Source organism: Flavobacterium sp. Root420, from assembly GCF_001427905.1.
GTDB lineage: Bacteria > Bacteroidota > Bacteroidia > Flavobacteriales > Flavobacteriaceae > Flavobacterium.
Genome location: NZ_LMEF01000023.1, coordinates 403,832 through 429,958, shown reverse-complemented (window position 1 = coordinate 429,958; position 26,127 = coordinate 403,832). Strand labels below are relative to the sequence as shown.

General features: G+C 33.8%; 24 protein-coding genes. 12 read left to right on the top strand and 12 right to left on the bottom strand.

Going from position 1 to position 26,127, the window contains the following annotated elements; genetic code table 11:
• The first annotated feature begins 309 nt into the window (after positions 1 to 309).
• Both ASC72_RS13910 and ASC72_RS13905 read left to right on the top strand, forming a co-directional pair.
• Positions 310 to 3,183 carry a triple tyrosine motif-containing protein gene (locus ASC72_RS13910; RefSeq protein ID WP_056191689.1) on the top strand — a complete coding sequence of 958 codons (2,874 nt, stop codon included), beginning with the start codon at positions 310 to 312 and terminating at the stop codon, positions 3,181 to 3,183.
• A gap of 848 nt (positions 3,184 to 4,031) precedes the next feature.
• On the top strand, positions 4,032 to 5,792 hold the full coding sequence (locus ASC72_RS13905; protein ID WP_056191687.1) for an endo-1,4-beta-xylanase: 1,761 nt from the start codon (positions 4,032 to 4,034) through the stop codon (positions 5,790 to 5,792).
• A 53-nt stretch (positions 5,793 to 5,845) separates the two neighbouring features.
• Here the strand turns inward: ASC72_RS13905 and ASC72_RS13900 are convergent, their stop codons facing one another.
• Entirely contained in the window at positions 5,846 to 6,235 is a 390-nt protein-coding gene (locus ASC72_RS13900) for an IS30 family transposase (RefSeq protein WP_371258459.1), read from the bottom strand.
• Between the two features lie 223 nt (positions 6,236 to 6,458).
• On the opposite strand from ASC72_RS13900, the gene ASC72_RS13895 reads away from it, so the two are divergent.
• Complete coding sequence (locus ASC72_RS13895) at positions 6,459 to 7,715, top strand: WG repeat-containing protein (RefSeq protein WP_082564304.1); 1,257 nt, start codon at positions 6,459 to 6,461, stop codon at positions 7,713 to 7,715.
• A 460-nt stretch (positions 7,716 to 8,175) separates the two neighbouring features.
• Here the strand turns inward: ASC72_RS13895 and ASC72_RS13885 are convergent, their stop codons facing one another.
• Positions 8,176 to 8,805, bottom strand: a complete 630-nt coding sequence (locus tag ASC72_RS13885; protein WP_056191679.1) for a nitroreductase family protein — start codon at positions 8,803 to 8,805, stop codon at positions 8,176 to 8,178.
• Between the two features lie 267 nt (positions 8,806 to 9,072).
• Between ASC72_RS13885 and ASC72_RS13880 the strand changes: the two genes are divergently transcribed.
• From ASC72_RS13880 to ASC72_RS13865, 4 genes are all read left to right on the top strand, one after another.
• Positions 9,073 to 10,125 carry a DUF1852 domain-containing protein gene (locus ASC72_RS13880; RefSeq protein ID WP_117595793.1) on the top strand — a complete coding sequence of 351 codons (1,053 nt, stop codon included), beginning with the start codon at positions 9,073 to 9,075 and terminating at the stop codon, positions 10,123 to 10,125.
• Positions 10,126 to 10,155: 30 nt separating this feature from the next.
• Complete coding sequence (locus ASC72_RS13875; RefSeq protein ID WP_056191677.1) at positions 10,156 to 11,187, top strand: methionine synthase; 1,032 nt, start codon at positions 10,156 to 10,158, stop codon at positions 11,185 to 11,187.
• A gap of 57 nt (positions 11,188 to 11,244) precedes the next feature.
• Entirely contained in the window at positions 11,245 to 12,237 is a 993-nt protein-coding gene (locus ASC72_RS13870; RefSeq protein ID WP_056191675.1) for a bile acid:sodium symporter family protein, read from the top strand.
• Positions 12,238 to 12,462: 225 nt separating this feature from the next.
• Entirely contained in the window at positions 12,463 to 12,915 is a 453-nt protein-coding gene (locus tag ASC72_RS13865; protein WP_056191673.1) for an Lrp/AsnC family transcriptional regulator, read from the top strand.
• Positions 12,916 to 13,614: 699 nt separating this feature from the next.
• Here the strand turns inward: ASC72_RS13865 and ASC72_RS13860 are convergent.
• From ASC72_RS13860 to ASC72_RS13845, 4 genes are read right to left on the bottom strand one after another with little or no spacing between them, the layout of a single operon-like run.
• Positions 13,615 to 14,799, bottom strand: a complete 1,185-nt coding sequence (locus ASC72_RS13860; RefSeq protein ID WP_056191670.1) for a DUF3570 domain-containing protein — start codon at positions 14,797 to 14,799, stop codon at positions 13,615 to 13,617.
• An 18-nt stretch (positions 14,800 to 14,817) separates the two neighbouring features.
• Entirely contained in the window at positions 14,818 to 15,051 is a 234-nt protein-coding gene (locus ASC72_RS13855; RefSeq protein ID WP_056191669.1) for a DUF4266 domain-containing protein, read from the bottom strand.
• The gene (locus ASC72_RS13850) at positions 15,048 to 15,941 is read right to left on the bottom strand and encodes an FAD:protein FMN transferase (RefSeq protein ID WP_056191667.1); all 894 of its coding nucleotides are present in this window, start codon (positions 15,939 to 15,941) and stop codon (positions 15,048 to 15,050) included. The genes ASC72_RS13855 and ASC72_RS13850 overlap by 4 nt, the downstream gene beginning before the upstream one ends.
• 40 nt (positions 15,942 to 15,981) lie before the next feature.
• Positions 15,982 to 16,416 carry a thioredoxin family protein gene (locus ASC72_RS13845; protein WP_056191664.1) on the bottom strand — a complete coding sequence of 145 codons (435 nt, stop codon included), beginning with the start codon at positions 16,414 to 16,416 and terminating at the stop codon, positions 15,982 to 15,984.
• A 313-nt stretch (positions 16,417 to 16,729) separates the two neighbouring features.
• On the opposite strand from ASC72_RS13845, the gene ASC72_RS13840 reads away from it, so the two are divergent.
• From ASC72_RS13840 to ASC72_RS13830, 3 genes are read left to right on the top strand one after another with little or no spacing between them, the layout of a single operon-like run.
• Positions 16,730 to 17,389 carry a BON domain-containing protein gene (locus ASC72_RS13840; protein ID WP_056191661.1) on the top strand — a complete coding sequence of 220 codons (660 nt, stop codon included), beginning with the start codon at positions 16,730 to 16,732 and terminating at the stop codon, positions 17,387 to 17,389.
• Between the two features lie 25 nt (positions 17,390 to 17,414).
• Positions 17,415 to 18,086, top strand: a complete 672-nt coding sequence (locus tag ASC72_RS13835) for a BON domain-containing protein (RefSeq protein WP_056191660.1) — start codon at positions 17,415 to 17,417, stop codon at positions 18,084 to 18,086.
• Between the two features lie 10 nt (positions 18,087 to 18,096).
• Complete coding sequence (locus ASC72_RS13830; protein ID WP_056191658.1) at positions 18,097 to 18,801, top strand: TIGR00730 family Rossman fold protein; 705 nt, start codon at positions 18,097 to 18,099, stop codon at positions 18,799 to 18,801.
• A gap of 116 nt (positions 18,802 to 18,917) precedes the next feature.
• On the opposite strand, the gene ASC72_RS13825 is transcribed toward ASC72_RS13830, so the two are convergent.
• The 6 genes from ASC72_RS13825 to ASC72_RS13805 form a co-directional block, all read right to left on the bottom strand.
• Entirely contained in the window at positions 18,918 to 19,562 is a 645-nt protein-coding gene (locus ASC72_RS13825; RefSeq protein ID WP_056191656.1) for a hypothetical protein, read from the bottom strand.
• 215 nt (positions 19,563 to 19,777) lie between these two features.
• Positions 19,778 to 20,608 carry a universal stress protein gene (locus tag ASC72_RS13820; protein WP_056191654.1) on the bottom strand — a complete coding sequence of 277 codons (831 nt, stop codon included), beginning with the start codon at positions 20,606 to 20,608 and terminating at the stop codon, positions 19,778 to 19,780.
• 68 nt (positions 20,609 to 20,676) lie between these two features.
• Positions 20,677 to 21,156 carry a hypothetical protein gene (locus ASC72_RS13815; RefSeq protein ID WP_056191652.1) on the bottom strand — a complete coding sequence of 160 codons (480 nt, stop codon included), beginning with the start codon at positions 21,154 to 21,156 and terminating at the stop codon, positions 20,677 to 20,679.
• 27 nt (positions 21,157 to 21,183) lie between these two features.
• Positions 21,184 to 21,354, bottom strand: a complete 171-nt coding sequence (locus ASC72_RS24105) for a hypothetical protein (RefSeq protein WP_157849279.1) — start codon at positions 21,352 to 21,354, stop codon at positions 21,184 to 21,186.
• A 212-nt stretch (positions 21,355 to 21,566) separates the two neighbouring features.
• On the bottom strand, positions 21,567 to 22,235 hold the full coding sequence (locus ASC72_RS13810) for a BON domain-containing protein (RefSeq protein WP_056191649.1): 669 nt from the start codon (positions 22,233 to 22,235) through the stop codon (positions 21,567 to 21,569).
• 65 nt (positions 22,236 to 22,300) lie between these two features.
• Positions 22,301 to 22,828, bottom strand: a complete 528-nt coding sequence (locus ASC72_RS13805) for a hypothetical protein (RefSeq protein WP_056191648.1) — start codon at positions 22,826 to 22,828, stop codon at positions 22,301 to 22,303.
• 262 nt (positions 22,829 to 23,090) lie between these two features.
• Here ASC72_RS13805 and ASC72_RS13800 point away from each other — a divergent pair, with 262 nt between their 5' ends.
• Positions 23,091 to 23,528 (top strand): OsmC family protein, encoded by a 438-nt coding sequence (locus ASC72_RS13800; RefSeq protein ID WP_056191647.1) that lies wholly within the window; start codon positions 23,091 to 23,093, stop codon positions 23,526 to 23,528.
• 98 nt (positions 23,529 to 23,626) lie between these two features.
• Positions 23,627 to 26,119, top strand: coding sequence for a cation-translocating P-type ATPase (locus ASC72_RS13795; protein WP_056191977.1), 2,493 nt, complete (start codon positions 23,627 to 23,629; stop codon positions 26,117 to 26,119).
• Positions 26,120 to 26,127: the final 8 nt, after the last annotated feature.

The following is a 26,127-nucleotide window of genomic DNA, read 5'->3' as shown; positions in this document are numbered from 1 at the left end:
ATATTAGGACTATTTATTTGCTCTTAGGAATTATTATGCCCAAACAAAACCTTATCAAATTCAATTTTACATTACAATAAGACCAAAACAAAATCTTAGCATTTTTATTTTAATACGCTGATTTATAGATATTTGTAATTTAGTTGTATTACAAGTCAAAATGTTTTAAAACAAAATAAAATTACATTGCTAAAAAAAAAGATAATTTAGCCTTTTGATAAGCTGGTAATAGCAAGTATTACAAGTTAGGGTTAAAATGTTCAATCATTTTTTATAGTGAATTGGCGGCTACACTAAAAATAGATAATTATGAATCAGATAAAATTTAGCATACTTTTCTTTCTATTATTTGTAATGCCTTTTTTTGGTCAAGTCAAAAACATTGGACTTCCCGATATTCGAAATTATAAAAGATCCGATTATATGGGCGGTACGCAGAATTGGAATATTGACCAGGACAAAAACGGCAATTTGTATTTTGCTAATAATAATGGTCTTTTTCAGTTTGATGGGGCTTCCTGGAGCAGTTATGCTTTGCCAAATACGACAGATACAGCCCTTAAATCTTTGAAAATTGATGAATCCGGTAAAATTTTTGTGGGTGGTTATGGTGAATTTGGCTATTTTAAGCCTAATTCTAAAGGAAAGCTGGAGTATTTTTCGTTATCTAAAATGATAAAGAAAAAAAATATCAATTTAAGTGAAATTATTTGGAAGATACACATACATAAAGGAGAAGTCCTTTTTCAGTCAGTTACAAGGGCCTATATCTTTAAAAACAACAAACTCAAAATACTGGAAGCGCCCGCCAGATTCCAATTTTCATTCCAGGTCGACAACCATTTGTATTTTCAGGATGTTACAAAGGGAGTACTAGAATACAAAAGCGGGAAATTATTTCAGCTAAAAAACACGGACATTTTTAATAATACAGAAATCTGGGGTATCTTTCCTATGCCTGATAACAAACTGCTCGTTGCTACCTTAAATAAGGGACTTTTTCTTTATGATAATGAAAAAATAATACCATGGGATACTGAAGCGAATGGTTTTATCAAAAAGAATAGTTCGCTTGGCGGAGTTGCCATAAAAGATAAATTTATTGTACTCAATTCAGTTTTAAACGGGATTATTATATGTGATTTAAAGGGGAGAATAATCCAGCATATTAATCGAAAAAAAGGACTGCAAAACAATACGGTACTTACTTCTTTCCTTGACAGTAAAAATAATCTCTGGCTTGGCCTTGATAATGGAATCGCCTTTATCAATGAAAGCTCCCCTTTTACATATTTCGGATTCAGTTATGATATAAGCACTGTATATGCCTCGGTAATATATGGTGGCTATTTGTATGTTGCTACAAATCAGGGCGTATTTTATCATTCATGGAATGACACATTTAAAGAAGATGTTTTTACCCTGGTTAACGGCACAGCTGCCCAGGCATGGAATGTACAGGTTATTAATAACGAACTGATCTGCGCCAGCAACATAGCAGCATTAGTAATTAAGGGAGGAAAGGTTATAAAAGTGCTTGACGAAAATGGTTATTTCAGATTTCAAACGATCCCTGGCCGGCCAAATTTTGTTATCGGGTCGAATTATAAGGGGTTTGCTGTATTTGAAAAGACACCTGGTGGTTTAAAATTTAAAAATCAAATTGAGGGTTTTAATAAATCATCAATATCTTTCGAACTAGACAGCGATTATTTATGGTTACAAACAGACGAGTCCTTATATCAGATGATAGTATCAGATGATTTTACAAAATTTAAATTCATAAAAACGAGACATGATTTAACGGCTAATGAAAAAGGGATAGGCACGATTCAGAAAATAAATAACAGCATTTATTTTCAAACAAACAATCATTTTTACAGGTATTCAAAAGAGCAGGACCTGTTTTATGAAGATAAAAAAATGAGTCAGGTATTTAAAAACATTCCTAAAATTAGCTCTTTAACAGAAGATGCCATTGGAAATCTCTGGTATACATACAATGAATCATTAGGTGAATTAATGAAAAACCACAATGGCAGTTATAGAAATATTGTTACTCCATTTTCCAACTTAACCAGGAATTTAGTTAGTAATTTTATTTCTGTAAATACCATTAATTCGCGTAACATATTTATAGGATTAAAAGACGGATTAGCGCATTATAATTCCCAATTAGTTAACGATACCCAAACTAAACCTACCGTTTTTATACGAAGTTTTGCCTTTTCAGGTGATACGCTAATCTTTGGAAACAAGAAAAAAATAGCTGAAAAATATGTAATACCCTATGCCTCAAATCACGTTAGGTTTACATTTTCATCCCCTTCTTATGAAAATCTTGAAAATCTTGAATTTTCATATCAACTGGAAGGTTTCGATACTAAATGGAGCGCTTGGTCGACTAATACTAATAAAGAATATACCAATCTAAGGGAGGGTAATTATATAATGAAATTAAAAGCCCGGACTAATTTTGGTAAACAATCGGCGCAAACTATATTGAATTTTACAATTTCGCCTCCATGGTACAGACATTTTTTAGCTTATTTAGTTTATATTTTACTTGCTGTTACATCAATATTTTTTATACGTAACAGGGTAAAAATGAAAATCCGGAAAAATAAATATTATGAAACTGTGGTGCAAAGAAAACTTTATCTGGAAAAAGAATCAAAAATCAGACAAGAACAATATGAACTGGAAAAAGAAATTGAAAAATTAAAAAATGACAAGCTTAAAACCAAGATTTTAGCAAAAGACAAAGAGCTGGTTAGCAATTCCCTACAAGTGGTAAAGAAAAACAAAATTCTAAATGGAATCATCAACAAACTAAAAGATTTTAATGCCGAATCATTTGATGATGAAACCAAAATCCAATTTATTAAATTAAATAAAAGTATTGTAAAAGAGGTAAATTCAGATAAGAGCTGGAAAGATTTAGAAAAACACATTAAGAATGTCCATTTTGATTTTTTGAAAAGATTAAAAGAAAAACACCCTACAATTTCACCCCGGGAATTGGACCTGTCTACCTATTTACTAATGAATATGTCTACTAAAGAAATTATAGAAATCATGAATATTTCGAGTGGAGGCGTAGAAGTTGCACGTCACCGTTTAAGAAAAAAAATTGGATTGGATACAAAGGAAAATTTAGTTAGTTACTTGATGAGTATATAACAAGGAACTCTCTTATTAGAAAAGTATGTTATAAAAGCTTTTTTGAAAAAAGCTTATATCATGCATTAGAGGTAATAAAAAAAGTAAACGAAAACAAAATTAGCTAATATATTTATTATAGTTTTTTAAATAAAAAAATGGCGTCAATTGTCTTCAATTGACACCATTTGGCTTAAGTGACCTCGACGGGACAAATTTCTGTAAAATTTATGGACGATTTGAAGAGATTGGCTTACTATTAGTAATGCCTGTCTTTCAATGTCACGAGAAATTTGGTTTGGATGTCCTCTAGAAGATCGAAGCAAGAATTATTTTATTTTTAAGGCAATATAAAGTTTTGAACCTTAGTACGACAAAAAACTTGACTTGCTAGATTCTTAAACTTTCTTATAACGCAATAAAAATTAAACTACTTTTCAAGATCGAGATATTCTCAAACCTCATTTTTTTTAATGGGCTTTCATTAAAAGATATTCTTATTTCTCAATTTGGTAAGGAATGTTACGTAGTGTAAAGCATTTGTAACATTACGATAGGTGTGAACTTTAATTTCCAATTACTTTTGGAATATATTAAGTAGGATTAAATTTATTAATTCGTTTATATCAATATTCATAATGTGATACTGTAAAAAAGAACAAGGAAGCATATACATTTTGTAGATTAAAGATGATTTCTTAAAATCCATTTAATAATTAATATTTCGTAAGTGAAGTCCTTATACAAGGTGTGGTAAATGGAAATTTTGGTAGTTATATCAAAATTCCTTACGATTTAGGATTAATGCAAAACTTTTAAGAAATAAAGATTACATATAATATTAATAAAAAACATAAAAAGACATAATTATGAAAAATAATAGAATTTCAATTAGAATTCAGTGGGTATTGTTAGTAATAGTAGTTATAGTATTGGGCAATAATGCGCAAGCTCAATTGGGAAAATGTAAAGGAAAATATTTTGGAAATATTATTCAAAACAGTGTTCCAAGTAATTACAATACATTTTGGAATCAGACTACTAGTGAAAATGCTTCAAAATGGGGCTCGATTGAAGGTACAAAAGGAGTTTACAATTGGTCTGGTTCGGATGTGTCTTACAATCAAGCTAAAAACAGTGGCGGACTATTCAAGTTTCATACTTTAGTTTGGGGTAATCAAACACCAGGTTGGGTTGCAAGTGCTAGTATAGCAACGATACAAGCTTCGGTACAAGCCTTCATAAAAGCCACAGCTGATCATTACAACCCTTTGGGCGGTCTAAAAATGATTGATGTATTAAATGAGCCAGTAAATACCCCAATGACAGCTAATTATAAGGCAGCTCTTACTGCAGGTTATCGAGCAGAACCAGCCAATGCAGGTGATATCAATAATCAATATGGTTGGGTAATTTGGTGTTTTCAATTGGCTAGAAAAAATTTTCCAAATACTACGTTATTGATTAATGAATACAATGTAGAAATGAACTGGAACAACTGTCGTGCACCTTATATTGCGATGGTAAATGCTGTAAAAAATGCTCCAAACCTTACAAATGGAACAAAAAATCTGATTGATGGTGTAGGTTTACAGGCACATGGTATTGAAAATTTAACTGCTGCAAATTTTAAAGCATGTATCGATGAAATCTGGACAAAAACTGGTGTTCCAATTCATATTACTGAGTTTGACCAACCCGCTAATCCTAACGAGACCAAACAAAGAGATGTTTACGCTAGTCTAATTCCAGTAGCCTGGGAACATCCAAGAGTAGCCGGTATTACATTGTGGGGTTATATTCAAGGAAATACTTGGATCAATGGTAATGGTGTCTCTGGTGCTGGCGGAACTGATTCTGGATTACTTTATGGAAATTTTGTAGATCGCCCAGCAATGACATGGTTAAAATCTTATTTAGGCGGTCGCCCATCGCTTTCTTGTTGTCCTGCACCCGCTCCATTTGGTGGTTGTGGTACTACTGTGGTAACTCGTAATTTTGTAACTAGAGCTCGTGGTACTGCTACTGGTGCTCAATTACAATTGCGAATCAACGGAAATGTAATTGCTACATACAACCTCACTACGGCTTTTGCAAATTATAGCACGTCGTCAACAACTACAGGTGCTGTACGTCTAGAAGTTGTAAATGATATCGCAAATAGAGATGTAGAAGTAGATTATTTGCAAGTGGATAGTGCGGTTTTACAAGCCGAAAATCAAACGGTTAATACAGCATTTTATTCAAACAACGCTTGTGGTGGTGGCGGAAGCAGCCAGATGATGCATTGTAATGGTTATATTGCATTTGCAGCTGCTACCAATCGTATGGCAACATCAAAAGAATTTGTAACGCAAATTGAATCGGACGAAACCGAAATAATCGTATTTCCTAACCCAACTATTGATGGCAATACGAATTTAGAGTTTTATAATGAAAAAGAACAAAATATAACTGTTCGATTAGTTGATTCTAGTGGGGCTGCGGTTAAAGACATAGCTTCTCAAAAATTTGCAATAGGTAATTGTACTTTGGCAGTGGATTGTAGTAATCTCTCTCCAGCGATCTATTTTATTGTAATCGAAAAAGAGAATGCAAAACGTGTTACTAAAAAAGTTATCGTAAAATAAATTCTAGAAAAATGCATAACCCCAATAACTTGGGATTTGAATTTAGCTAATTATTAAATAAAATTTTGGTTCATATATAATCGGCTAATTGTATTTAGTGGTGATTCATATTCTAGGGTTTTTCTAGGTTTTTCATTAAGCTGATTTTGCACTTCTTTGAGTTGCTTTTTTGATATTAAATTAAAGTCAGTTCCTTTGGGGAAATAGTCTCTAATTAATCCTTTTGTATTCTCATTTGTTGGTCTTTCCCACGGACTATAGGGATGGGCAAAATAGACTTTTACTTTGGAGTTTTTAGTAAAGGTTTTGTGTTGCGCCATCTCTGTTCCGTTGTCATAGGTCAAAGACAGTTTTAAGTTGTCAGGAAGCTTTCTAAACTCCTTTTCAAACGCCTTTCTCACAGTTATTGAATCTTTCTTTTTTAAGGTACAATTATTAAAAATCGAGTCGTTCGAGACTATGAAATTTTTATCATTTACTAAATGATGAAATTAGTAATGTAATAGTATTATCGCATGTGCATCTTAATTTTAGAATACGATTCTTTCATTTTTAAAACCTAAATTTTTATGTTATTTTTGAAATGATTTTTAGCCTTAAAACTAAGCTTTTGATTTTTATTCAGATAAAACAATAACTTTTACCCAATTCCAAAAAAAACTTTAAATGAAAAAACAAATACTCTTACTGTTGACAACGTTTACAATGTTTTCGCAACAATATAAAATTCCAAACTACTACGAATTTGAACGAGAAGGCAAGTTTGGCAAAGTAAACTATAAAGGCCAAATCGTAATTCCAGCAATTTACGACTCTTTTGGTCAAGATGAAAACGGCTACTTTCCTGCTCAATTAAACGGAAAATACGGCGTTATTGACAAAAATAACAAAGTAATTGTCCCTTTTAAATATGACTATGTTGATCATATGAAGAATGATTTAGTCAGAGTACAATTAAACGAAAAATATGGCTGGATAAATCTTAAAAATAAAGTGGTTATTCCTATTATTTACGATTCAATAACATTATTGAACGACGGAACATTTATTGCTTCTAAAAATGAAAAGACTGGGTTAATCGATAAAAATGGAAAAGTAATTATTGATTTTAAATACAGTACATTTGGTATAGGCGATGCCATTCAGGAAATTGGCTACAGCGAAAACAAGATCGTTTTTGAGAAAGACGGTAAATCTGGATTTTTAGACAGACAGCAAAAAGAAATTATAGCACCAAAATTTGACGGCGCATATAGTTTCCATAATAATTATGCCATTGCAATTGTAGATAAATTATACGGAATTATTGATCAAAGCGGAAAATTTGTAGTTGATCCTACTTTCACCAACATTTATTACTACAAAGGGTTTTATGAAACGGAAAAAAACAAGAAAAAAGGCTACCTAAACAGTGATTTAAAAGAAATTCTGCCAACTGAATATTACGAAGTAGAAGATTTCAGTGAAGGTTTGGCAGTTGTTGAAAAAGACAAAAAATTCGGCTTAATCAATCAAAATGGAGAATTTATAATTCCCCTTATTTATGATGGCGCTCATGAATGCACAGAAGGATTAATTGCTGTTTTAAAAAATGGCTATTGGGGATTTGTAGATCCTACTAACAAAACTATCATCGATTTCAAATTTACTGGAAATGTCTGGCCTTTTAAAAACGGCGTAGCCTATTATAACAAGAGAGGATTTTCTTCTATGGGTAAATACAATGATGAAATTGTTGGATTAATAGACAAAAAAGGCGAAATCATCTTAGCGCCAAAATACAAGGAAATTGGTTATCTGAAAAATGATGGCTGTTTAATCGCGCAAAAAGACGGAAAAGATTATTTAATCAATCTAAAAGGCGAAGAAATTTTCCAATTAAAGGATACTGAGTTAGTTCCTATAATGGACTCATTGAATTAAACTTCAAATTACGAATCGTCAAGATTCTTCTGAAATTTTAAAAGCCTGCAAGGTGCATATTTTGTGGGCTTTTTTATGGAAATGTTTTACATGGTTTTTAGAAAATACACCTCCCTGTTCTTCGAAGAGTTCAGTCGAAATGCTGTGCGAATGTCTCAGACGTACCACCCGCATCTCAATCAGGTGCTATTTTATAAATTTAAAATAAACAAAAAAGCTCCAGATTTCTCTGAAGCTTTTGTCGTTGTGACCTCGACGACACAATTTCATGAACATTTTATACAGGATTTAAAGAAATTGGTTTATTTTCAAGTTGATTTGTAAGATAATTATTTTACTTTTTTATTAAGAAGCAGTTTGTATGTCTTGTTAAGGTTAAATGTTAAAACGTATGAATTTTGTAAATTTATTAAGTTGTAATAGCATTTGATAAATTTCTCGATAATAAATTTAGTAGCTATTAGTAAACTTTCGTTATCATTTCATCTATAGGTAAACGAACTTTTTTCGTAGCTGCCATATAGTCTTTTTCCGAATCACGATATCCTAAAGCGAGGATAACTGCAGAATGCAGCCCTTTCTCTTTCAAACCCAAAACCTCATCGATAATAGAAGCATTAAATCCTTCGATAGGAGTGGCATCCACTTTCAATTCTGCTGCAGCAATAAGTGCAGTTCCTAGTGCAATATAAGCCTGTTTGGCAGCCCAAAGTGCTTTTTGCTCTGCGTTAATAGCGCTGAAATATGAATGCAATCCATTTCGAAATCCTGATAAGGCACCAGCGTCAAGATCTCTTTGCTTTTCTGTCATTGCCATATAATCGTCAATGTAAGTCGAAGACATGTCAGTGAATGCAGCGAAAACCAACAAATGAGAGCAAGAGTTAATCTGTCCATTATACGAATCAGCACCTAATTTCTTTTGGATTTCCGGGTTGCTTACAACAAAAACACGGTAAGATTGCAGACCACAAGAAGATGCTGAAAGATTTATAGCCTCTAAGATCTGATCGATCTTCTCTTCTGTTACTTTAATGTTATTGTAAGCTTTTGTGGCGTAGCGCCATTTTAAATTTTCTATCAAATTCATTACTATGTCTATCTTAAATTTTGGCAAATATAAATGATATTGTTTTCTTTTTCGAGTTTTTGAAGTGCTCTGGGAAACTCCAAATCAATCATCTTAGGTTACTAAAGAATATTTATCTGTTTTCATTCATTATTATATTTATTTAAAGATTAATAATCTTTAAATATTGATGTAAAAAGAATAATTAACTGATTTTGTGTATAAATAAAAATATTTAATCTTTTATATTCAAATTTGCAGGGTAAAAAAACTAAACATTATCGTCAAATGAAAGCTAACATACAAGAAGATAGGGGAATAAACGAAAAGCAAAATATTGAAAACACCCAGAATACAATCAAGAATAATTTTGCATTCACACTAAAGAGCACTTGTTTAGATGAAAACTATCACCCCTCAAGTGAAACGCGTTTGACAACCAATTTTGCAAACCTGGCCAGAGGAGGTAATCGCCAACAAAACTTACGTAATGCATTAAATATGATTAACAATCGATTCAATGCATTGGCTCATTTGGATAATCCAAAAGCTGATCGTTACCTTGTAGAACTTGAAATCATCACAGTAACGATGAGTATTGATGATAAGAATGGTATTAACAATCTGCCGTTGATTGAAGTTTTAAAAACGAATATTTTTGACCGCAAGACTAGTCAGCGTATCGAAGGTATTGCCGGAAATAATTTTTCTTCTTATGTTCGTGATTATGATTTCAGTATTTTATTGACCGAGCACAATAAAAATAAATCTAATTTTTCTATTCCTGAAAATTTTGGTGATTTGCACGGAAAACTTTATAAATGCTTTGTGAGTTCAGCCACTTATAAAGAGCACTTTAAGATGTCACCGATCATTTGTCTAAGTGTATCGAGCAACAAAACTTATACTCGCACTGCGTATCAGCATCCGGTTCTGGGTTTTGAGTATCTGCAGGATCAGTATTCTATCACTGATGAATATTTCTCTAGAATGGGCTTAAAAGTTCGTTTTTTCATGCCTCCCAATAGTGTGGCACCGATGGCTTTTTATCATTCCGGAGATCTACTTGCTGATTATACTGATCTTGGACTAATCAGCTCAATCAGCACAATGGAGACTTTCCAGAAGATTTATCGCCCTGAAATTTACAATGCAAATTCAGTGGCGGGGAAAATCTATCAACCTACTCTTAAACACGAAGATTATTCAGTGACTCGCGTGGTTTATGACCGCGAAGAGCGCAGCCGACTGGCTGTTGAACAGGGTAAATATGCAGAAGAGCATTTCATTAAGCCTTACAAAAGTCTCCTGGAACAATGGTCTGCTAATTTTGCCCTTTAATTGATTACAACGCTTTAAAATTATACTATTATGAAGAAATTATTATTACCCACCTCTATTGTTGGAAGTTTACCCAAACCTGCCTGGCTTGCTCCACCCGAAAAACTTTGGTCACCATGGAAATTAGAAGGCGATCAGCTACTTGAAGGGAAACAAGATGCTTTACGAATTTCTCTGCAGGAACAACAATTGGCAGATCTAGATATCATTTGTGACGGCGAGCAGACACGTCAGCATTTTGTAACGACTTTTATCGAGCATTTAAGCGGTGTAGATTTTGAAAATCGTAAAACAGTAAAAATCCGTAACCGTTATGATGCGAGTGTTCCAGTGGTTGTAGGTGAGGTTGCACGTCAAAAAGCAGTTTTTGTTGAAGATGCTAAATTTTTACGTAAACAGACCAATAAGCCTATAAAATGGGCATTGCCAGGCCCGCTGACGATGGTAGATACCTTGTACGACGACCATTATAAAAGCCGGGAAAAATTGGCGTGGGAATTTGCGAAAGCACTCAATGAAGAAGCAAGAGAACTTCAAGACGCAGGGGTAGATATTATCCAGTTTGATGAACCTGCATTTAATGTGTTCTTTGATGAAGTAAACGATTGGGGAATGGCGGCATTAGAAAGAGCCATTGAAGGCTTACACTGTCAAACTGCGGTTCATATTTGCTATGGTTATGGAATACAGGCAAATACTGATTGGAAAAAGACACTAGGTTCAGAGTGGCGACAATACGAAGAAATTTTTCCGAAAATTCAAAAATCTAAAATTGATGTGGTGTCTTTAGAATGTCACAACTCCAATGTGCCTTTAAATTTAATGGAACTTGTTCGCGGTAAAAAAGTAATGGTCGGTGCCATTGATGTGGCAACCAACAATATCGAAACACCAGAAGAAGTAGCTGCTACCCTGCGTAAAGCTCTTGAGTTTGTAGATGCCGAAAATCTTTACCCTTCTACAAACTGCGGTATGGCACCGTTATCTAGAGATGTAGCCAGAGGCAAGTTAAGTGCTTTAAGCGCAGGAGCAGAAATTATACGTAAAGAACTTGGAATTTAGTCTCAATATATTAATAATGAATTCCGTGCCTCCACGGAGGAATAATATTTAAACACATTGAAGAAATTATTAGAAGTATTAAAAAAAGCAGGTTTCGACGGTTTCCTGTTAATGATAGCCACCATGATTCTGATGGCTTATTTTTTGCCAAAGCCAGGTATGGTCAAAGAACCTGTTTCGCTGGAGGAGATTGCCAATGTAGGCGTTTCGTTGATTTTCTTGTTTTATGGCTTACGTCTAAGTGTTGAGAAACTAAAAGCCAGACTTTCCAATTGGAAAATGCACATTGTCGTCCAGTTGACAACCTTTTTATTTTTTCCGCTCATTGTTTTGGCATTTCGCCCGTTGTTTGTTAATAACGGCTTCGAGTTGCTTTGGCGGGGCGTATTTTTTCTGGCAGCGTTACCGTCCACAGTTTCATCTTCGGTGGTCATGGTTTCCATCGCTAAGGGAAACATTCCTGCAGCCATTTTCAATGCAAGCATTTCCAGTTTGATTGGAGTAGTCGTTACGCCTCTCTGGGTTGGACTGTTTATTGCTTCTGCGACAGGCGATTTTGATGTCACTCAAATCGTCATAAAGTTGATTCTGCAAGTTTTGCTGCCTGTCATCATTGGGATAAGTCTCAATTCCCGTTTCGGCGTCATTGCCGAAAAATACAAGAAACAGCTCAAATATTTCGATCAGGCAGTTATTCTAACGATTATTTACACGTCGTTTTGCAAGTCATTTTCCGAACATCTTTTTGAAGGCTTCACCGCCCTTGAACTTGCCGGACTCGCTGCAGGGATGATGGCGTTGTTTTTTGCCGTATTCTTTTGTGTCGGACTACTGAGCCGCCTGCTTGGTTTTTCAGATGAAGACCGTATTACTGTCTTATTCTGCGGGTCTAAAAAGTCATTGGTACACGGCACCGTTATGTCAAAAGTACTTTTTCAGCACAGTACTATCACCGGCATCGTATTGCTGCCGCTCATGCTTTACCATGCCTTGCAATTGATTGCCGCCAGCATCATTGCTCAGGGTATGGCTCGACGAAAAGAATTATAGTTTTATTAATGACGTGGCCCTTTCTCTTTTTTTGATAAAGGCACCAAGGATAGCGCTCCCTGCTATAAAATATTACCATTAAGATTTTTATACTGTAAATATACGTTTTGAAGGTTGTTGTGTTTTTTACCTCTGTAAAATAAGATTTTTGTATTGTTTTGGGTTATATTTGAAGAATTTTATTCTGATTTAAAAATAAATTAAACATAATTAAAGTAATATTCTATGGTACAAATAGACGATATTGATCTTCAGTTATTAAATATACTTCACGATAATTCTAAATACACTGTAAAAGAGCTTGCTAAAATGGTAAATCTTTCTGCATCGCCTGTTTTTGAACGAATTAAAAGATTGGAAAACAGCGGATATATTAAAAAATATATTGCCCTGCTTGATGCAGAAAAATTAAATAGAGGTTTCATTGTTTTTTGTAATATCAAACTTAAACAGCACGATCGTAATATCGGGAATCAATTTGTTAGTGATATTATGAAAATAGAAGAAGTTGTGGAATGTTATAATATCTCAGGTGATTACGATTTTTTAATGAAAGTTTCCGCCAAAGACATGAAGCATTATCAGGATTTTGTGTTTAATAAATTGGGATCAGTTGAAAGTATAGGGAGTACCCAAAGTACCTTTGTTATGTCTGAGGTAAAAAATATGTATGGATAGTTCCGCGATAGCTTATTTATTTGAAATTCGCCTTAGCTTTTGTGACAGAAAATGTATTAAGTCCATTTTGGGATTATTTTATATTTAACATCAAAAACTGCGATAAACCAAAAGAGAAAAAAATCCTATATCCTTAAGAGGACTTCGAACCATCGTTCAGCTCCGATTAAATCTCAAATAAAGCCACTTTTAGACTGTTTATTTCAAACAGACTAAGAATTGTTATGAAAAATTCGAACCATAAAATGTTAGGTTGTAAAGGCTTGAAAAATCTAGAAATTTGTGTATAAAAAAAGAGACAACTATATAATAGTTGTCTCCTTAAGTGATCGACGGGACAAATTTCTATAAAATTTATCGAAGATTTGAAGAGATTGGCGTATTATGTTTAGGGTCTGTCTTTGATTGGCTTAAAGAATTTGGTTTGGATGTCCTGTTGGGGATTGATGTGAATTTGTATGTAACTTTATTTTTTTTATATGAGAACTGCATTAAAATCTCCTTATTTTTTTGTGGTAAAAAAGGTATCGCTCCAATTTCTTATTAGATCAAAATTATATACAGTTCTTTTTTAAAGTTTGGTCAATTCCTGAGCAAAATGATTCTTAAACAAAAGAGCACTGATTAGCTAAAATTAAAACCACCATCGTCAACAACTTTGGTGGTTTTTAATGAATGTAATATGAATTAAGTTTTTAACTATTTATATTTAATATTGATACTTATAATATCAGATGTCATATTAGTAGTCCTTGTATAATGTCCATAACGTATCTCTAAAGTATTCCAGTGCTTAAGACCAAAGATTCCGTTTAGTGGCGTAAATTTCATACCCATTCCAAAGAAACTACTGTCAAACTTTGACAAATCATAATTACTGGTGTAGTATTCGTCGGCAGCAGTATGTTCTCCGTATGGTTTGAAATACTTAGTTCCGGTTTGAGTATAATATCTATAAAACGGACTTAAGGAGAATGCCTGAGTTAGTTTTACAGGAATCTCAAGATCAGCGGTATGGGCTTTTAGACTCCAGTCGTCAGTATAATACCTGTAGTAAGCGCGGATAATTACATTATCACCTAAGAAATAACTGGCCCTGATTCCTAGTGGAATTTTTAGTCTGGTATCCGGCATTTTTTCCTGATGAACAGAACCATCTGTAAAATAAACCCTGTGGAACGGAAGACTCAAATAACCATTTTGACTGATAACATCACCCACGATCATTATTTGCAGATTTTTGTTTACAACCTGAGCGTAACTTAGAGTTCCTGCAAAAGTATTTCGGTTGGCACTCTCATAGCCTTCACTTCCCGGAAGACGAATTTCAACGGGTTCAATTAGTTTTAACTGATCGATAAAGGTTTGAAACTTAGCTGTAAATTCTCCGTTTTTGTCTTTTGTTTTTTGCGAGAAACTGATGTTTCCTCCAAAAGACTGGTAATCAAACTCAGTTGATGATGATACGCCAATTCCAATTGTTCGTCCTTTTTCTTCATTTTCTCTGAAGTATGTCAAAGAGGGATAAAAACGATTATCTGAAGATGAAGCAGATGAATTGGCACTCAAATCAATCATATCTGATGATGCAGAGGTATAATGATCAATGCCTGCTTCAATATCAAAGGTATGCTTAATGCCTGTTTCTCCATACTTGACTAATTTAACATCAATAGTATTGGCAATGTCGGTAAGATGTTCAGAACCAATCCCTCCGGTAACGGCAGAATTGTTTCCATCCTGACTATAGTAGCTTGATACTAAATTTACTTCTTCCAATTTTAATTTTTTGCTTTTATAACTAGTAGAATCAGTAGTAACGTTTTGCGCTTTTGATTGAAATAGTGCCAATAAAGCAAATCCTGTTATGAATATTCTTTTCATTTTTAATTTTATGAAAAATTAGTTACAACCACAGCCACCGCCGCTTTTTCCTGAATTTGCTCCGGAAGCTCCTTCACGGTAGGATTGAAAGCTGAGTTCTGTCTTTTCGATTTTCCTGTTAGATAATACCATTTCAGAATCGTTGATTTTTCCTTTTTGGTATTCTTTTACCGAAGTACAGGAGGTCAGCAGAATACCTGTAAAAGCAATGCTACACAATAGTACGAGCGCTTTTTGTTTTGGCTTTTTCATTTCAGGTTGATGTTTTTTGAAGTGTAAATTTTATTGTTGTCGTCAATGATAATACAATATAGATCCGGAATCTGGTCAATTAGAAACAGTCCTGCTTTAATTCCCATAACCGCTATTGGAGTGGCCATTGCATCAGCAAATTCAGCATTTGAAGCGATAATGGTAACACTTTTTATTCCGGTTATTGATAGTCCTGTTTTTGGATCAATGGTATGTGAATATTTTTTTCCGTTGATGGTGACGAATTTTTCATAATTTCCAGAAGTGGCAACTGCCTTGTTGGATATTTCCATATAAGAAAAAGCAGCATTCGGGGCGTCAGGATTGGCAACACCAATGGTCCATTTTTGCCCGTTTGGCTGTAGTCCCCATGCACAAAGATCACCACTGGCATTAATAATACCGCTCTGAACATTATTTTTTAATAGTACTTGTTTTGCCATTTCTGCGGCATATCCTTTTCCGATGCCACCAAAACCAATCCGCATTCCCTTTTCTTTTAGAAAAACAGTACAATTCTGTTTATCAAGAATGATATTTCGATAATCAATAAGGTGAATCATTTTTTTTGCTATCTGGGGGTCAGGAAGACTGGTCATTGTTTTGTCAAAATTCCACAGACTTTTGTCAAGACTTCCGTACGAAATATCAAATGCACCTTGTGTAATTTTCGAAATCCCTGTAGCTCTTTCAATAAGATTAAAAACTTCTTGATCTACTTTGACAGGCTCAATTCCTGCGTTTTCATTAATTAGATTGGTCTGGCTGTCTTCTTTATAAGTAGTAAGCAGTTTTTCGATTCTCTTGATTTCTTCAATAGCAAGATTGATATTCTCATTTCCTGTTTTCTCATTTGCGGCAACAACAGTAATAGTAAAGTTGTTTCCCATGAGTTTCAGGGATTGCGAATATTTTTTATTTTTCAGTATGTCATTTTGTGCTATCACAGATCGCTTTTATTTCGGCAGTCCACTCATCAGGTGTAGTTTCAGGTTTGCCGTGCCAGGTTTTAAGCACTTTGCCATCAGCATCAAGAAGAAGAGTTAGGGGGAAACTCCCTTCCTTATTGTAAATTTCGGCTAAATCTTCATTGCGTTTTACTTGTTCCGGTGTGCCTATATTTTTCTTTTTTCTTGGAAAATCAGCATTAACCAATACTAAATTGGCATTTGCCATTTCTGTAAAAACAGCACTTTCAAGATAGTCTCTGCGCAACACTATACAAGGTCCACACCAGTCAGATCCGGAGAAGTTCAATAAAATTAATTCGTGTTTTTCCTTAGCAATTTTTTTTGCATTGTTAAAATCAGGTTCCCAATTTATAGGAAGCACTGTTAATAACAGGAATAATGTAATTAGCTTCATTTGCAGTTGTTTTTGGCTACTAGCGAAATAACGAATTGTTGCCTTTCTTATTTTTTTTTAGTGCTTAAGATTTGATTAATTTTTATTGAATGAAAACAAATTGTTTTTAGGTGTCTAATTCTTTTTAAATATTGTCCGGTTACTTTTAAATAAACCAGTTTTTTTCTCAAATACTTCTGTAAATATATTAAATCTCTTAACTAGTGATAATGATTTGCATCACTTTTGAAACTGATGGGAATCATTTGTTTTTCAATCTGCTTTTTTCAATTTTACTTCATTGTAAAGTTATAAATTTTTAATTTTTTTAGCCATGAAAAAAAGTAATGATGTTTTGTGTAAAGAAGTAATAGAGGCCATTAAATGGGAACCTCTTTTAAGTTCTAATGAAATTGATGTTAGTGTCGACGATGGAATTGTTACCCTTGGAGGAACAGTGGATAATTATACTCAGAAGAAAGAGGCCGAACAAGCTGTTAAAAATATTGCCGGAGTAAAGGCGGTCGTGGATGAGATAAAAGTTGACCTGTATTTTTCAGCTATTAAAAGTGATACAGAAATAGCTGCTTCAGTCATTAAAGCCCTGCATGAAAATTGGGCAGTTCCTGATCATAGGTTAAAAGTAACGGTTGAGAACGGATGGGTCACTCTTGAAGGTATTTTACATTGGAATTTTCAAAGAAAAGCAGCAGACAATGCCATTCGTTATTTAAAAGGTGTCAGGGGGGTAATTGATAAGATAAAAATTGAAGCTGAAATAAAAAATGAATTAAAAAAGGAATTCGTTGAAAAAGCACTTCGCCGAAGCTGGATTCTGGATATCGATAATATTAGGGTTAGAGTGGAAGATAAGACCATAATTTTAAGTGGTATTGTGAGTTCGCTTTTTCAGAAAGAAGAAGCAGAACGAATTGCATGGAATACACCTGGTGTGTGGTATGTAGATAATGAGATTTTAGTTGAATTAGATTGATGTATACAAGACATAAATAAAAGAAATGAAAAGTAATGATATTTTGCAAAGAGAAATTCAGGAGGCGCTCAAATTTGAACCCCTTTTGCATGCGGCCGAAATTGGTGTTATCGTAAAAGAAGGTGTCGTTACCCTTATGGGAAATGTTGACATGCTTGTTAAAAAAGCAGAAGCTCTTCATGCTGCCAAGAAAATTAAAGGGGTAGCAGCAATTGTCGATGAAATAAAGGTAGTACTCGAAAAAGGCAGCAGTACTTCTGATCAGGAAATTGCCAGCCAGATTGTCACAAAATTTAAAGAAAATCAAATTGTTCCACAAAATACCGTTAACATAACTGTAGAAAAAGGAAGTGTGACGGCAGAAGGAATTGTGCCATGGAACTTTCAGCGAGAAATCGCTCTCGAGCTTATTAGAAATCAGAGAGGGGTAAGGGAAGTGATCAACAATATTAAATTAAAAAGGGAGGTCTACGATCAGGTAGAAAAAGAATTACTGGAAAAGGCATTGCAACGACATTGGGCCTTTGATGTGGACGAAATTGATATTGAAGTGGCAGGGGCAACGGTTCAGTTATCCGGTACGGTTGGTTCGATCTTTCAAAAAGAAGAAGCAGAAAGGATTGCGTATAAAACGCCCGGAGTAATCAGTGTTATTAATCATTTAAAAGTGAATCTTGAACAGCCTTATTTGTGTTAAATTTCAAAGTATGGTGCAGCAAAAAAATCAAAGTGATAAATCAGAAATCCAATTCCTGGAAGGTCCTCAATCGCGGTTGACTGAAATGAAATTTATATTTTTTACGTTATGGGAATTGATAAAATGCTTTCGTAAACTGCACTCGATAGGTCCGTGCATTACCTTTTTTGGATCTTCCCGGTTTAAGGAAGATCATTTTTATTATGAATTTACCAGAAGTGCGGCAGGTGAATTTGCCAAACTTGGCTTTACGATAATGACAGGTGGCGGGCCAGGTCTTATGGAAGCTGCAAATCGCGGCGCACAAGAAGTTGGTGGGAAATCCGTAGGATGTAATATCAAACTTCCGATCGATCAAATGCCTAATTCTTATCTTGATAAGTGGGTGGAGGCAAAACATTTTTTTATTCGTAAAATACTGTTGGTAAAATACTCTTTTGCTTTTGTAGTAATGCCTGGAGGTTTTGGAACCCTGGATGAATATTTCGAAGCGATTACCCTAATACAGACTGGCAAAATTAGAAACTTTCCGGTTATAATTTTTAATACCCAATATCATAGGGCGCTCATTGAACATATTGCTGTTATGAAAGAGCAGGGAACCATTAATGATGCTGATTCAAAATTATTCATGATAACAGACGATATTGAACAGGCAAGGCTTTTTATTATTGAGCATAGCATTAAATATTATGGACTAAAACCAAAATTTTAACCAGTACCATTTAATTTAACCTGATCGTTTTGAACTATCAATATCGTAATTTAAGTTCTTTGTCGAGTTAAGGACTTCTTTTTTTAGATAAGTACAATTTTGACAACAACTGTATTTTATTTTTGATTATGAAATTCCTCAATTATTTTATTTTCAAGCATATCGTGTATAATTAATTTTCCATACTCATGTGCGAGAATTGTCTTGCCTGAAGGATTAAAGGATTGTGTTTGTACTGAATATACTAACTTTTCCTCAGGCATTATAAAGAGATTGCTTTCCCAAAAATAATAGGTATCATTGATATAGTACCCTTCCTCATAAATTTTGCTGTAAATAGCAGTATAGTAAACCGAAAAATCATCATCATTGAATGGGGCTGTAAGTTCAAATGCATTTTTTGGTGCATGGTATTTTTCTTTTTGTTTGCTCAGTAATACAATTGTTAAAACGGCAGCTATGTTATGTTGCTCTAAATTCGAAATAATCTGTTTCTCATCAAGTCCTTCAAATGCTTTACTGCCATAAAGTTCGTTAGACGAAATGGCATCGTAACCAAGATTGCAAAGATCATCAGCCAGATGATTTTCCATTTGTTTATAAAGTGATTGGTCCGATTCTTTTATCAGTCCAACTACAACAATACGACCAGTTTTCAGATTGGTTGGATCTGATGACCGCCAGGAACTGACTATATTTGAACTGGAGCATTGCACCAATAAAACACAAGACAGTATAACAATCCATTTAATTCTTCTCATTTTGATCGTTTTGAATTAATTTTTTCTATTTATAGAATAAATTACGGTTTTTGGACTTGGCGAAAAATATAATTGCAGATACACTCTTATTATTATTATTATTATTATTATTATGAAGCTAAATTTTAGACGCTGTTTTTAAAAGACGTTTACTACTTAAGATCGGCATGCAATAGCAGTTAAATCAAAATAATAAATGATGGATCTGTATCGTGCTATTTTCTAAAAACAAGCATTGGAGTCTTGGTATTAAAACCTTTTTCAGAAGTTTTAAGTGGTTGAAATAATTGTTCCAGCCAGTTTCGGTTTTCTTTGGCAAACATTGTTATAATGGAAGGTTTCGTTTTCATAATGTCTATTTGCAGATGACGTAACAAAGATACTTCTGGATTTAGCTTTTTGAAATGAAAAAATACTTTGTCAGACTTAAATTTATGCTCTATTTTATTCAGTTTTTTGTTGATTTCTTCTTCCTCTGTAAAATAATCATAATGGTATACAGCAATTGAAGCATCAAATGAGGATGCAAATTTTTTAATCAACGGTAGTTCTTTTTCTAGATTTTCTAAATCTGATGGGTACAAAACGGTACTTAATTTTTTCATTCTGTAGTGCCTTGGAACAACCAGAAGTGGGACTGGAGAGTCATGTAAGATTCTGATCGTATGACTTCCCAATAGCTTATTTACAAGACCACCTCCTCTTGTGCTCATACATATATAATCAGCTTTAATTCTTTTGGCACAATTTAAAATGGCTTCGCTTACATCAAGTTTATTTTCCGCAATATAGGTTGTTTTACCTGGTTGTTTATTGGTTTGCCTGTAGAGTGTATGTACAAATTTTATAAGAGCTTGTTCCTGTTTTTTGTTATCTGGCTCCGGAAGATCTACAAAAGTAACAGATGAAAAGGGATCAATAATAAATGATGTATTTACATGTAGAAATGTAAGTTCATAATCTATTTGAGAGGCGAGCTGAATGGCAAAACGTAGGGCTACTTTGGAGCTATGAGATAAGTCGGTTGTAACAAGTATTTTTTTCATGCTTTCTAGATTTTTAGACGGGAAACGAAGCCCTAATTATTTTAATTAATGAGGAATTCAGTATAGTATTATTTTGAAGCAAACTTCATTTCATTAACATAAAGATTCATTTTTTTCCAGTGTTTGTGATCGATTGTCGTGGTATCAATATCAATGGTCCAGTCAAATCCGGGAAATAATTTTAACCTGTTTACAACACGTTTTTTATATCCAAATGAAAAGCGGTCCCCTCGCATTTGAAACTCTATAGTTTTATTATCATTTGTCAGGTTCTTGTATAAAATTGTTTGTGTTTTCCAGTCACCACCCCAGGTAAGGAAGGATTTAGTAAAACATAAGAGCCCAACAATAATGAATGCCAGTAACTGTGATTTTGTCCTTTTTAATTTTCCAACTAACTGGCCAATAATAAATACAAAAGTCAAAGCTGCAATAAAAAGGATGATAAAATGAAGTATTGAATTATTGATATAAAAAGAAGTATAACGATTTACTAGCGTAAGTGCCGTCGTTATGGAAAACAGAACATATAGTATTGTAGTTTTCATATTTTTAAATATTTACAGAATATAAAATCAAAATTTATCACAGTCATTTACTTCAGATTCTTCTTCATAGACATTTGAAGGTATGTTTAAATCTTTTTCGTATTGGTTACGATCTTTATTGTTTTGTATAAAGATGTAAATCATCACAATTAAAATTACGATGCTCAGAAATGTTAATATGATCCAGCCTGGTTCCATGGTATTGCTATTTAAAAGTTATTTTTTTTTGGATTTTGTCTTATATTATTAATCAGAATTACAGTTGTGATTGCTATAATTACCATTAAGGTTATGATTGTTTTCATGATTTTTTATTTTAAAAATAATTGTTAAGAAAACTGTCAAAATCAAACCTCTTTATGCCTTTTAAAAACTGGAATAAAAGGGAGAATTTCTTCTCCATTTTTAAGTTATTCTGATATAGCATATTTATGTTCCACAACAAGCTGATTATTGACTGACCAGATTCCCGGGGTTTTCCAAACTATTTTTTCTGCAAGATCTTTTTGAAAAAGTGAAGAAACAGCTCCTGTTAAGGTCACCGTTGTACCATCGATTTTAACGAATATGTTCTCAGAATGCAGTGTCCAGTTGCTTTCTAAGGCTCTTACAATATTTTTTTTCTCAATTTCATCCTGTATTTCAGATTTTATTTTGATACGGTTGGTTACGCCTTTCACACCGGTAAGATGGCCGATGGATTTATTGGCGGCTTCTTTTTGATAATTCCAGGTTACCTGACCCTCAAGGGTTACCCATCCTTTTTCAACTTTAATCTGAATCCTTTCCTGCGGTACATTCCAGTTATCTGTTAGAGCCTTTAAGGCATCCTTGGCAATATCTTCATCAGACTTCGTATTACTGGAATATTTAATTTCAATTTCTTCAACAACTGCTTTGACACCATCAACATTTTTGGCAGCATTTTCAGCTTCAATTTTTTTATAATAGGCGTCTACAGTTCCCATGAGGGTTATTACACCATCTTTCGCGGTTACACCAATTTCTGCGGCATTAAGCTGTGGTTCCCATTTGATAGCATTCTGCACATCTCTTTGCAATTCTTCATTTGTTTTCATATGATTTTCATTTAGATAGTTAAATAGTAATAGTTGCTTAATTTGAAATTTTTAGCTTTTATTTGTCAGAGGTGAAAAGCTTCGTTTTCTAATAAAGTTTGGTTTTCTTTTTCTCCTACCGAATTTTCTTTAGGAACATGAGTATTAAGTATGGTTCTCATAATTTCAATGTTGGCATTTGTTTCCTGAGCAAAGAGCACATATTTACGGGCTTTTACTTCGGTTTTATATTTTATGGTTTTGTCTTTTGAAAATCCCATACCGATAAGCGGCAATGTAGCGCCCAGAAGGATAGCCACACAGGCGTATATTATCGGTATTCTAAAGTAGGGAAGACTAGCAGTAAGGTTGAAAATAAAAAGTAATCCGAACAATAAACCGCATAACCCTATAACAAATAATCCGGTAGTACTCCATTTTTCCATTTTATCGTAAATGTTAAAATATCCAAGAACATTTTGTTCCGTATAGCAATCTTTACCAATTATTGAAAGTTTTGTAATGTCGTATCCACTTTTTTTTAATTTTTTGATTGCACCTTCAGCATGCTGTAGTGATTTATAATTTGCCACGAATAATTGTTGATTTTCCATGGCTATCTTTTTTTGGTTAGTATAAGATTCTATAAGGTTTTTAGAAATTAGAAGCTTCTGGAACTCTTAAAATCTAGAATCGCCATTATTTCCTTTTGATTTGCTATGTAAAATTGCATTATAACGCAAAAAATAAAAATGATCTGGATCATTTGTATTAATGACTTGTAGCACTTTTATTTTTAGTTTTTAATTTACTACCAGATAAAAAGATATGTTGAATATCATTTATTACTAATGAACAACTAACTAATTTAGTTATATGAAAACTTCACAGGAATATCAGGTAGATTTGGAATGTCATGTAAATGGAACTGCAAGAGTAAGCGCCGTCATCTTTAATAATGATATAGAAGTATCGTCTTATTCGTGTTTGAAAAATCTCGATGAAAATAGCTGGTCAGCAGAACATTTATTTCTCGCTGCCGTAGAAAGTTCGTATATGACAGCATTTTTTAATACAGCCAGACATAAAGGATTAAAATTTAAAAGGTTCAAAAGTATCGCCCGTGCGTCTATACTACTATCAGATGAGTTTTCAGAGTTAACGGATATTGTACTCAAACCTATGGTCGTTATTGAGGAAAGTAAAATGGTCAACAAAACATTGAAAATTTTATCAATTTGTAAAGAACATTGTTTGGTTTTAAAGGCCTTAAAAGTACGACTGCACATATTTCCATCGGTTAGTCTGGAATAAAAAAGCTATATTTTTTCAATACTTGAAGCCGCTGTTTAAAGCAAACTTATTTTGTATCTTTAAGATATTATACGGCGATGCTAATTTATGTACAAGCTATGAATAATAAGGAACAAGAATTACAGGGACTAAATATTGAAGAAGTACTTGACTTTAGAGCAAAATTTGGAATCAATAAATATAATTACAAAAAAGAGAACAGGTTTTTAGCTTTTTTAAAAAGCATCTTTGCAGAACCAATGATTCTTTTGTTACTCGTTGCCGCCGGAATTTATTTTATCAATAAACAATATAGTGATGCCATATTTCTTACCGTTTCAATTTTATTAATTGCAGCCATATCACTTTATCAGGAAAAGAGAAGCCAAAATGCTTTGGCAAAATTACAGGAATTTACAGAACCTTTATGCAAAGTTATTCGTCAGGGCAAACAGCAAAATATTAAAACACAAGATATTGTTGTTAGTGACCTGGTAATGGTAGAAGAAGGAGGATTGGTTCCGGCTGATGGTGTAATCATGCGTTCAAATGATTTTTCAGTAAACGAATCAATACTTACTGGTGAATCGATGAGTGTTTTTAAAGATAAAGAAAAAGAAGATAATAAAGTGTTTTCGGGAACTACCGTTGTCAGTGGACTGGCTATAATTAAAGTAACAGAAATAGGCAACCAGACAAGGCTGGGCAAAATAGGAAGTAGCCTCGAAGCTATTACCGAAGAAAAGACCCCATTAGAACTTCAGATCGGGAATTTTATAAAAAAAATGGTTTTTGTCGGAGTTGTGGTTTTTATTTTGGTATGGGCTATTAATTATGCCAGAATGGGTAATGTTTTAGGAAGTCTTTTAGTAGCCCTTACTTTGGCAATGAGTATATTACCAGAAGAGATTCCGGTTGCTTTTACAACATTTATGGCACTGGGAGCGCGCCGGTTAATGAAAATGGGAATCGTAGTAAAACAAATGAAAACAGTTGAAACCCTCGGCAGTGCCACTATTATCTGTACAGATAAAACAGGAACCATAACTCAGAATAAAATGGAACTCGCAAGTCTTTATCTGCCATCAGGGTTAGAGGTTGACGTTAATACTTTTAGAGAATTAAAAGAAACGGAGGATCTCATAACAATCGCTATGTGGGCAAGTGAACCCATACCTTTTGATCCGATGGAAATAGCCTTGCATACGACTTATAAAAAGTTTACAGCTAAAGATTTGACGGCCAACTTTAAAATGATTCATGAATATCCTTTATCCGGAAAGCCACCAATGATGACCCATATTTTTGAAGATGCAGCAAGAAATCGTATCGTTGCTGCAAAAGGGGCACCTGAAGCAATTTTTGAAGTTTGCCATCTGACAAATAATGAAAGAGAAGTTGTGCTATTGGCTATGGATACGCTAACTGGAAAAGGCTATCGGGTTCTTGGTGTTGCCAAAGGTGTTTTGGAAGGTAATAGTTATCCTGAAACGCAGCAGGCGATTCCATTTGTATTTAAAGGCCTGGTTGCTTTCTATGACCCGCCAAAGGAAAATATTTATGAGGTACTACAGTCTTTTTACAAAGCGGGAATAGGGGTAAAGATTATTACGGGAGATAATTCCCGCACAACAAATGCTATTGCTCAGCAAATTGGCTTTAAAGGATTTGATAAATCCATTACAGGAGATGAGCTCATGAAGTTGAGTGATGCAGAATTACAAAGTAATGTAATGAATATCAATTTGTTTAGCCGAATGTTTCCCGAAGCCAAACTAAGGATTGTCAATGCTTTGAAAGCAAATGGGCAAATTGTAGCCATGACCGGTGACGGTGTCAATGACGGACCTTCACTTAAAGCAGCTCACATAGGTATTGCCATGGGGAAAAAAGGAACAGCCATAGCAAAAGATGCTGCCTCGCTGATTCTTGTAGAGGATGATCTTTCTAAAATGGTAGATGCTGTAGCAATGGGAAGGAGAATTTATACGAATCTAAAAAAGGCAATTCAATATATTATATCAATACATATACCTATAATTCTGATTGTTTTTCTTCCTCTTGCTTTAGGATGGATTTATCCCAATATATTTAGTCCGCTGCATGTAATTCTGCTCGAACTTATTATGGGACCAACCTGTTCGATACTCTATGAGAATGAACCTACTGAAGCAGATACGATGCAAAGAAGACCGAGAGCATTGACCTTCACCTTTTTTAAGACAAAAGAATTGATAACAAGTATTTTGCAGGGTGTTGTTATTACTATAGGAGTATTAGGCATATACCAGTGGTCGGTATACAATCAATGGAATGAAGACAGCACGCGAAGTATGGTCTTTTTGACTTTGATTACGGCCAATGTTGTGCTCACATTGGTAAACCGATCTTTTTATTATTCATTATGGGTAACACTTCAATATAAAAATTTCATGGTTTCGTTGTTAATAGGCATTACTGTACTTTTGGTTATATTACTATTTGCAGTACCCTTTTTGCGTTCTTTGTTTAGTTTTGAAATACTTACAATTTTTCAGCTCATTTTATGTGTTGTGGCAGGATCAGTATCCGTATTATGGTTTGAGATCCCAAAATATCTGAGAAGGAAATGAAGAATCTT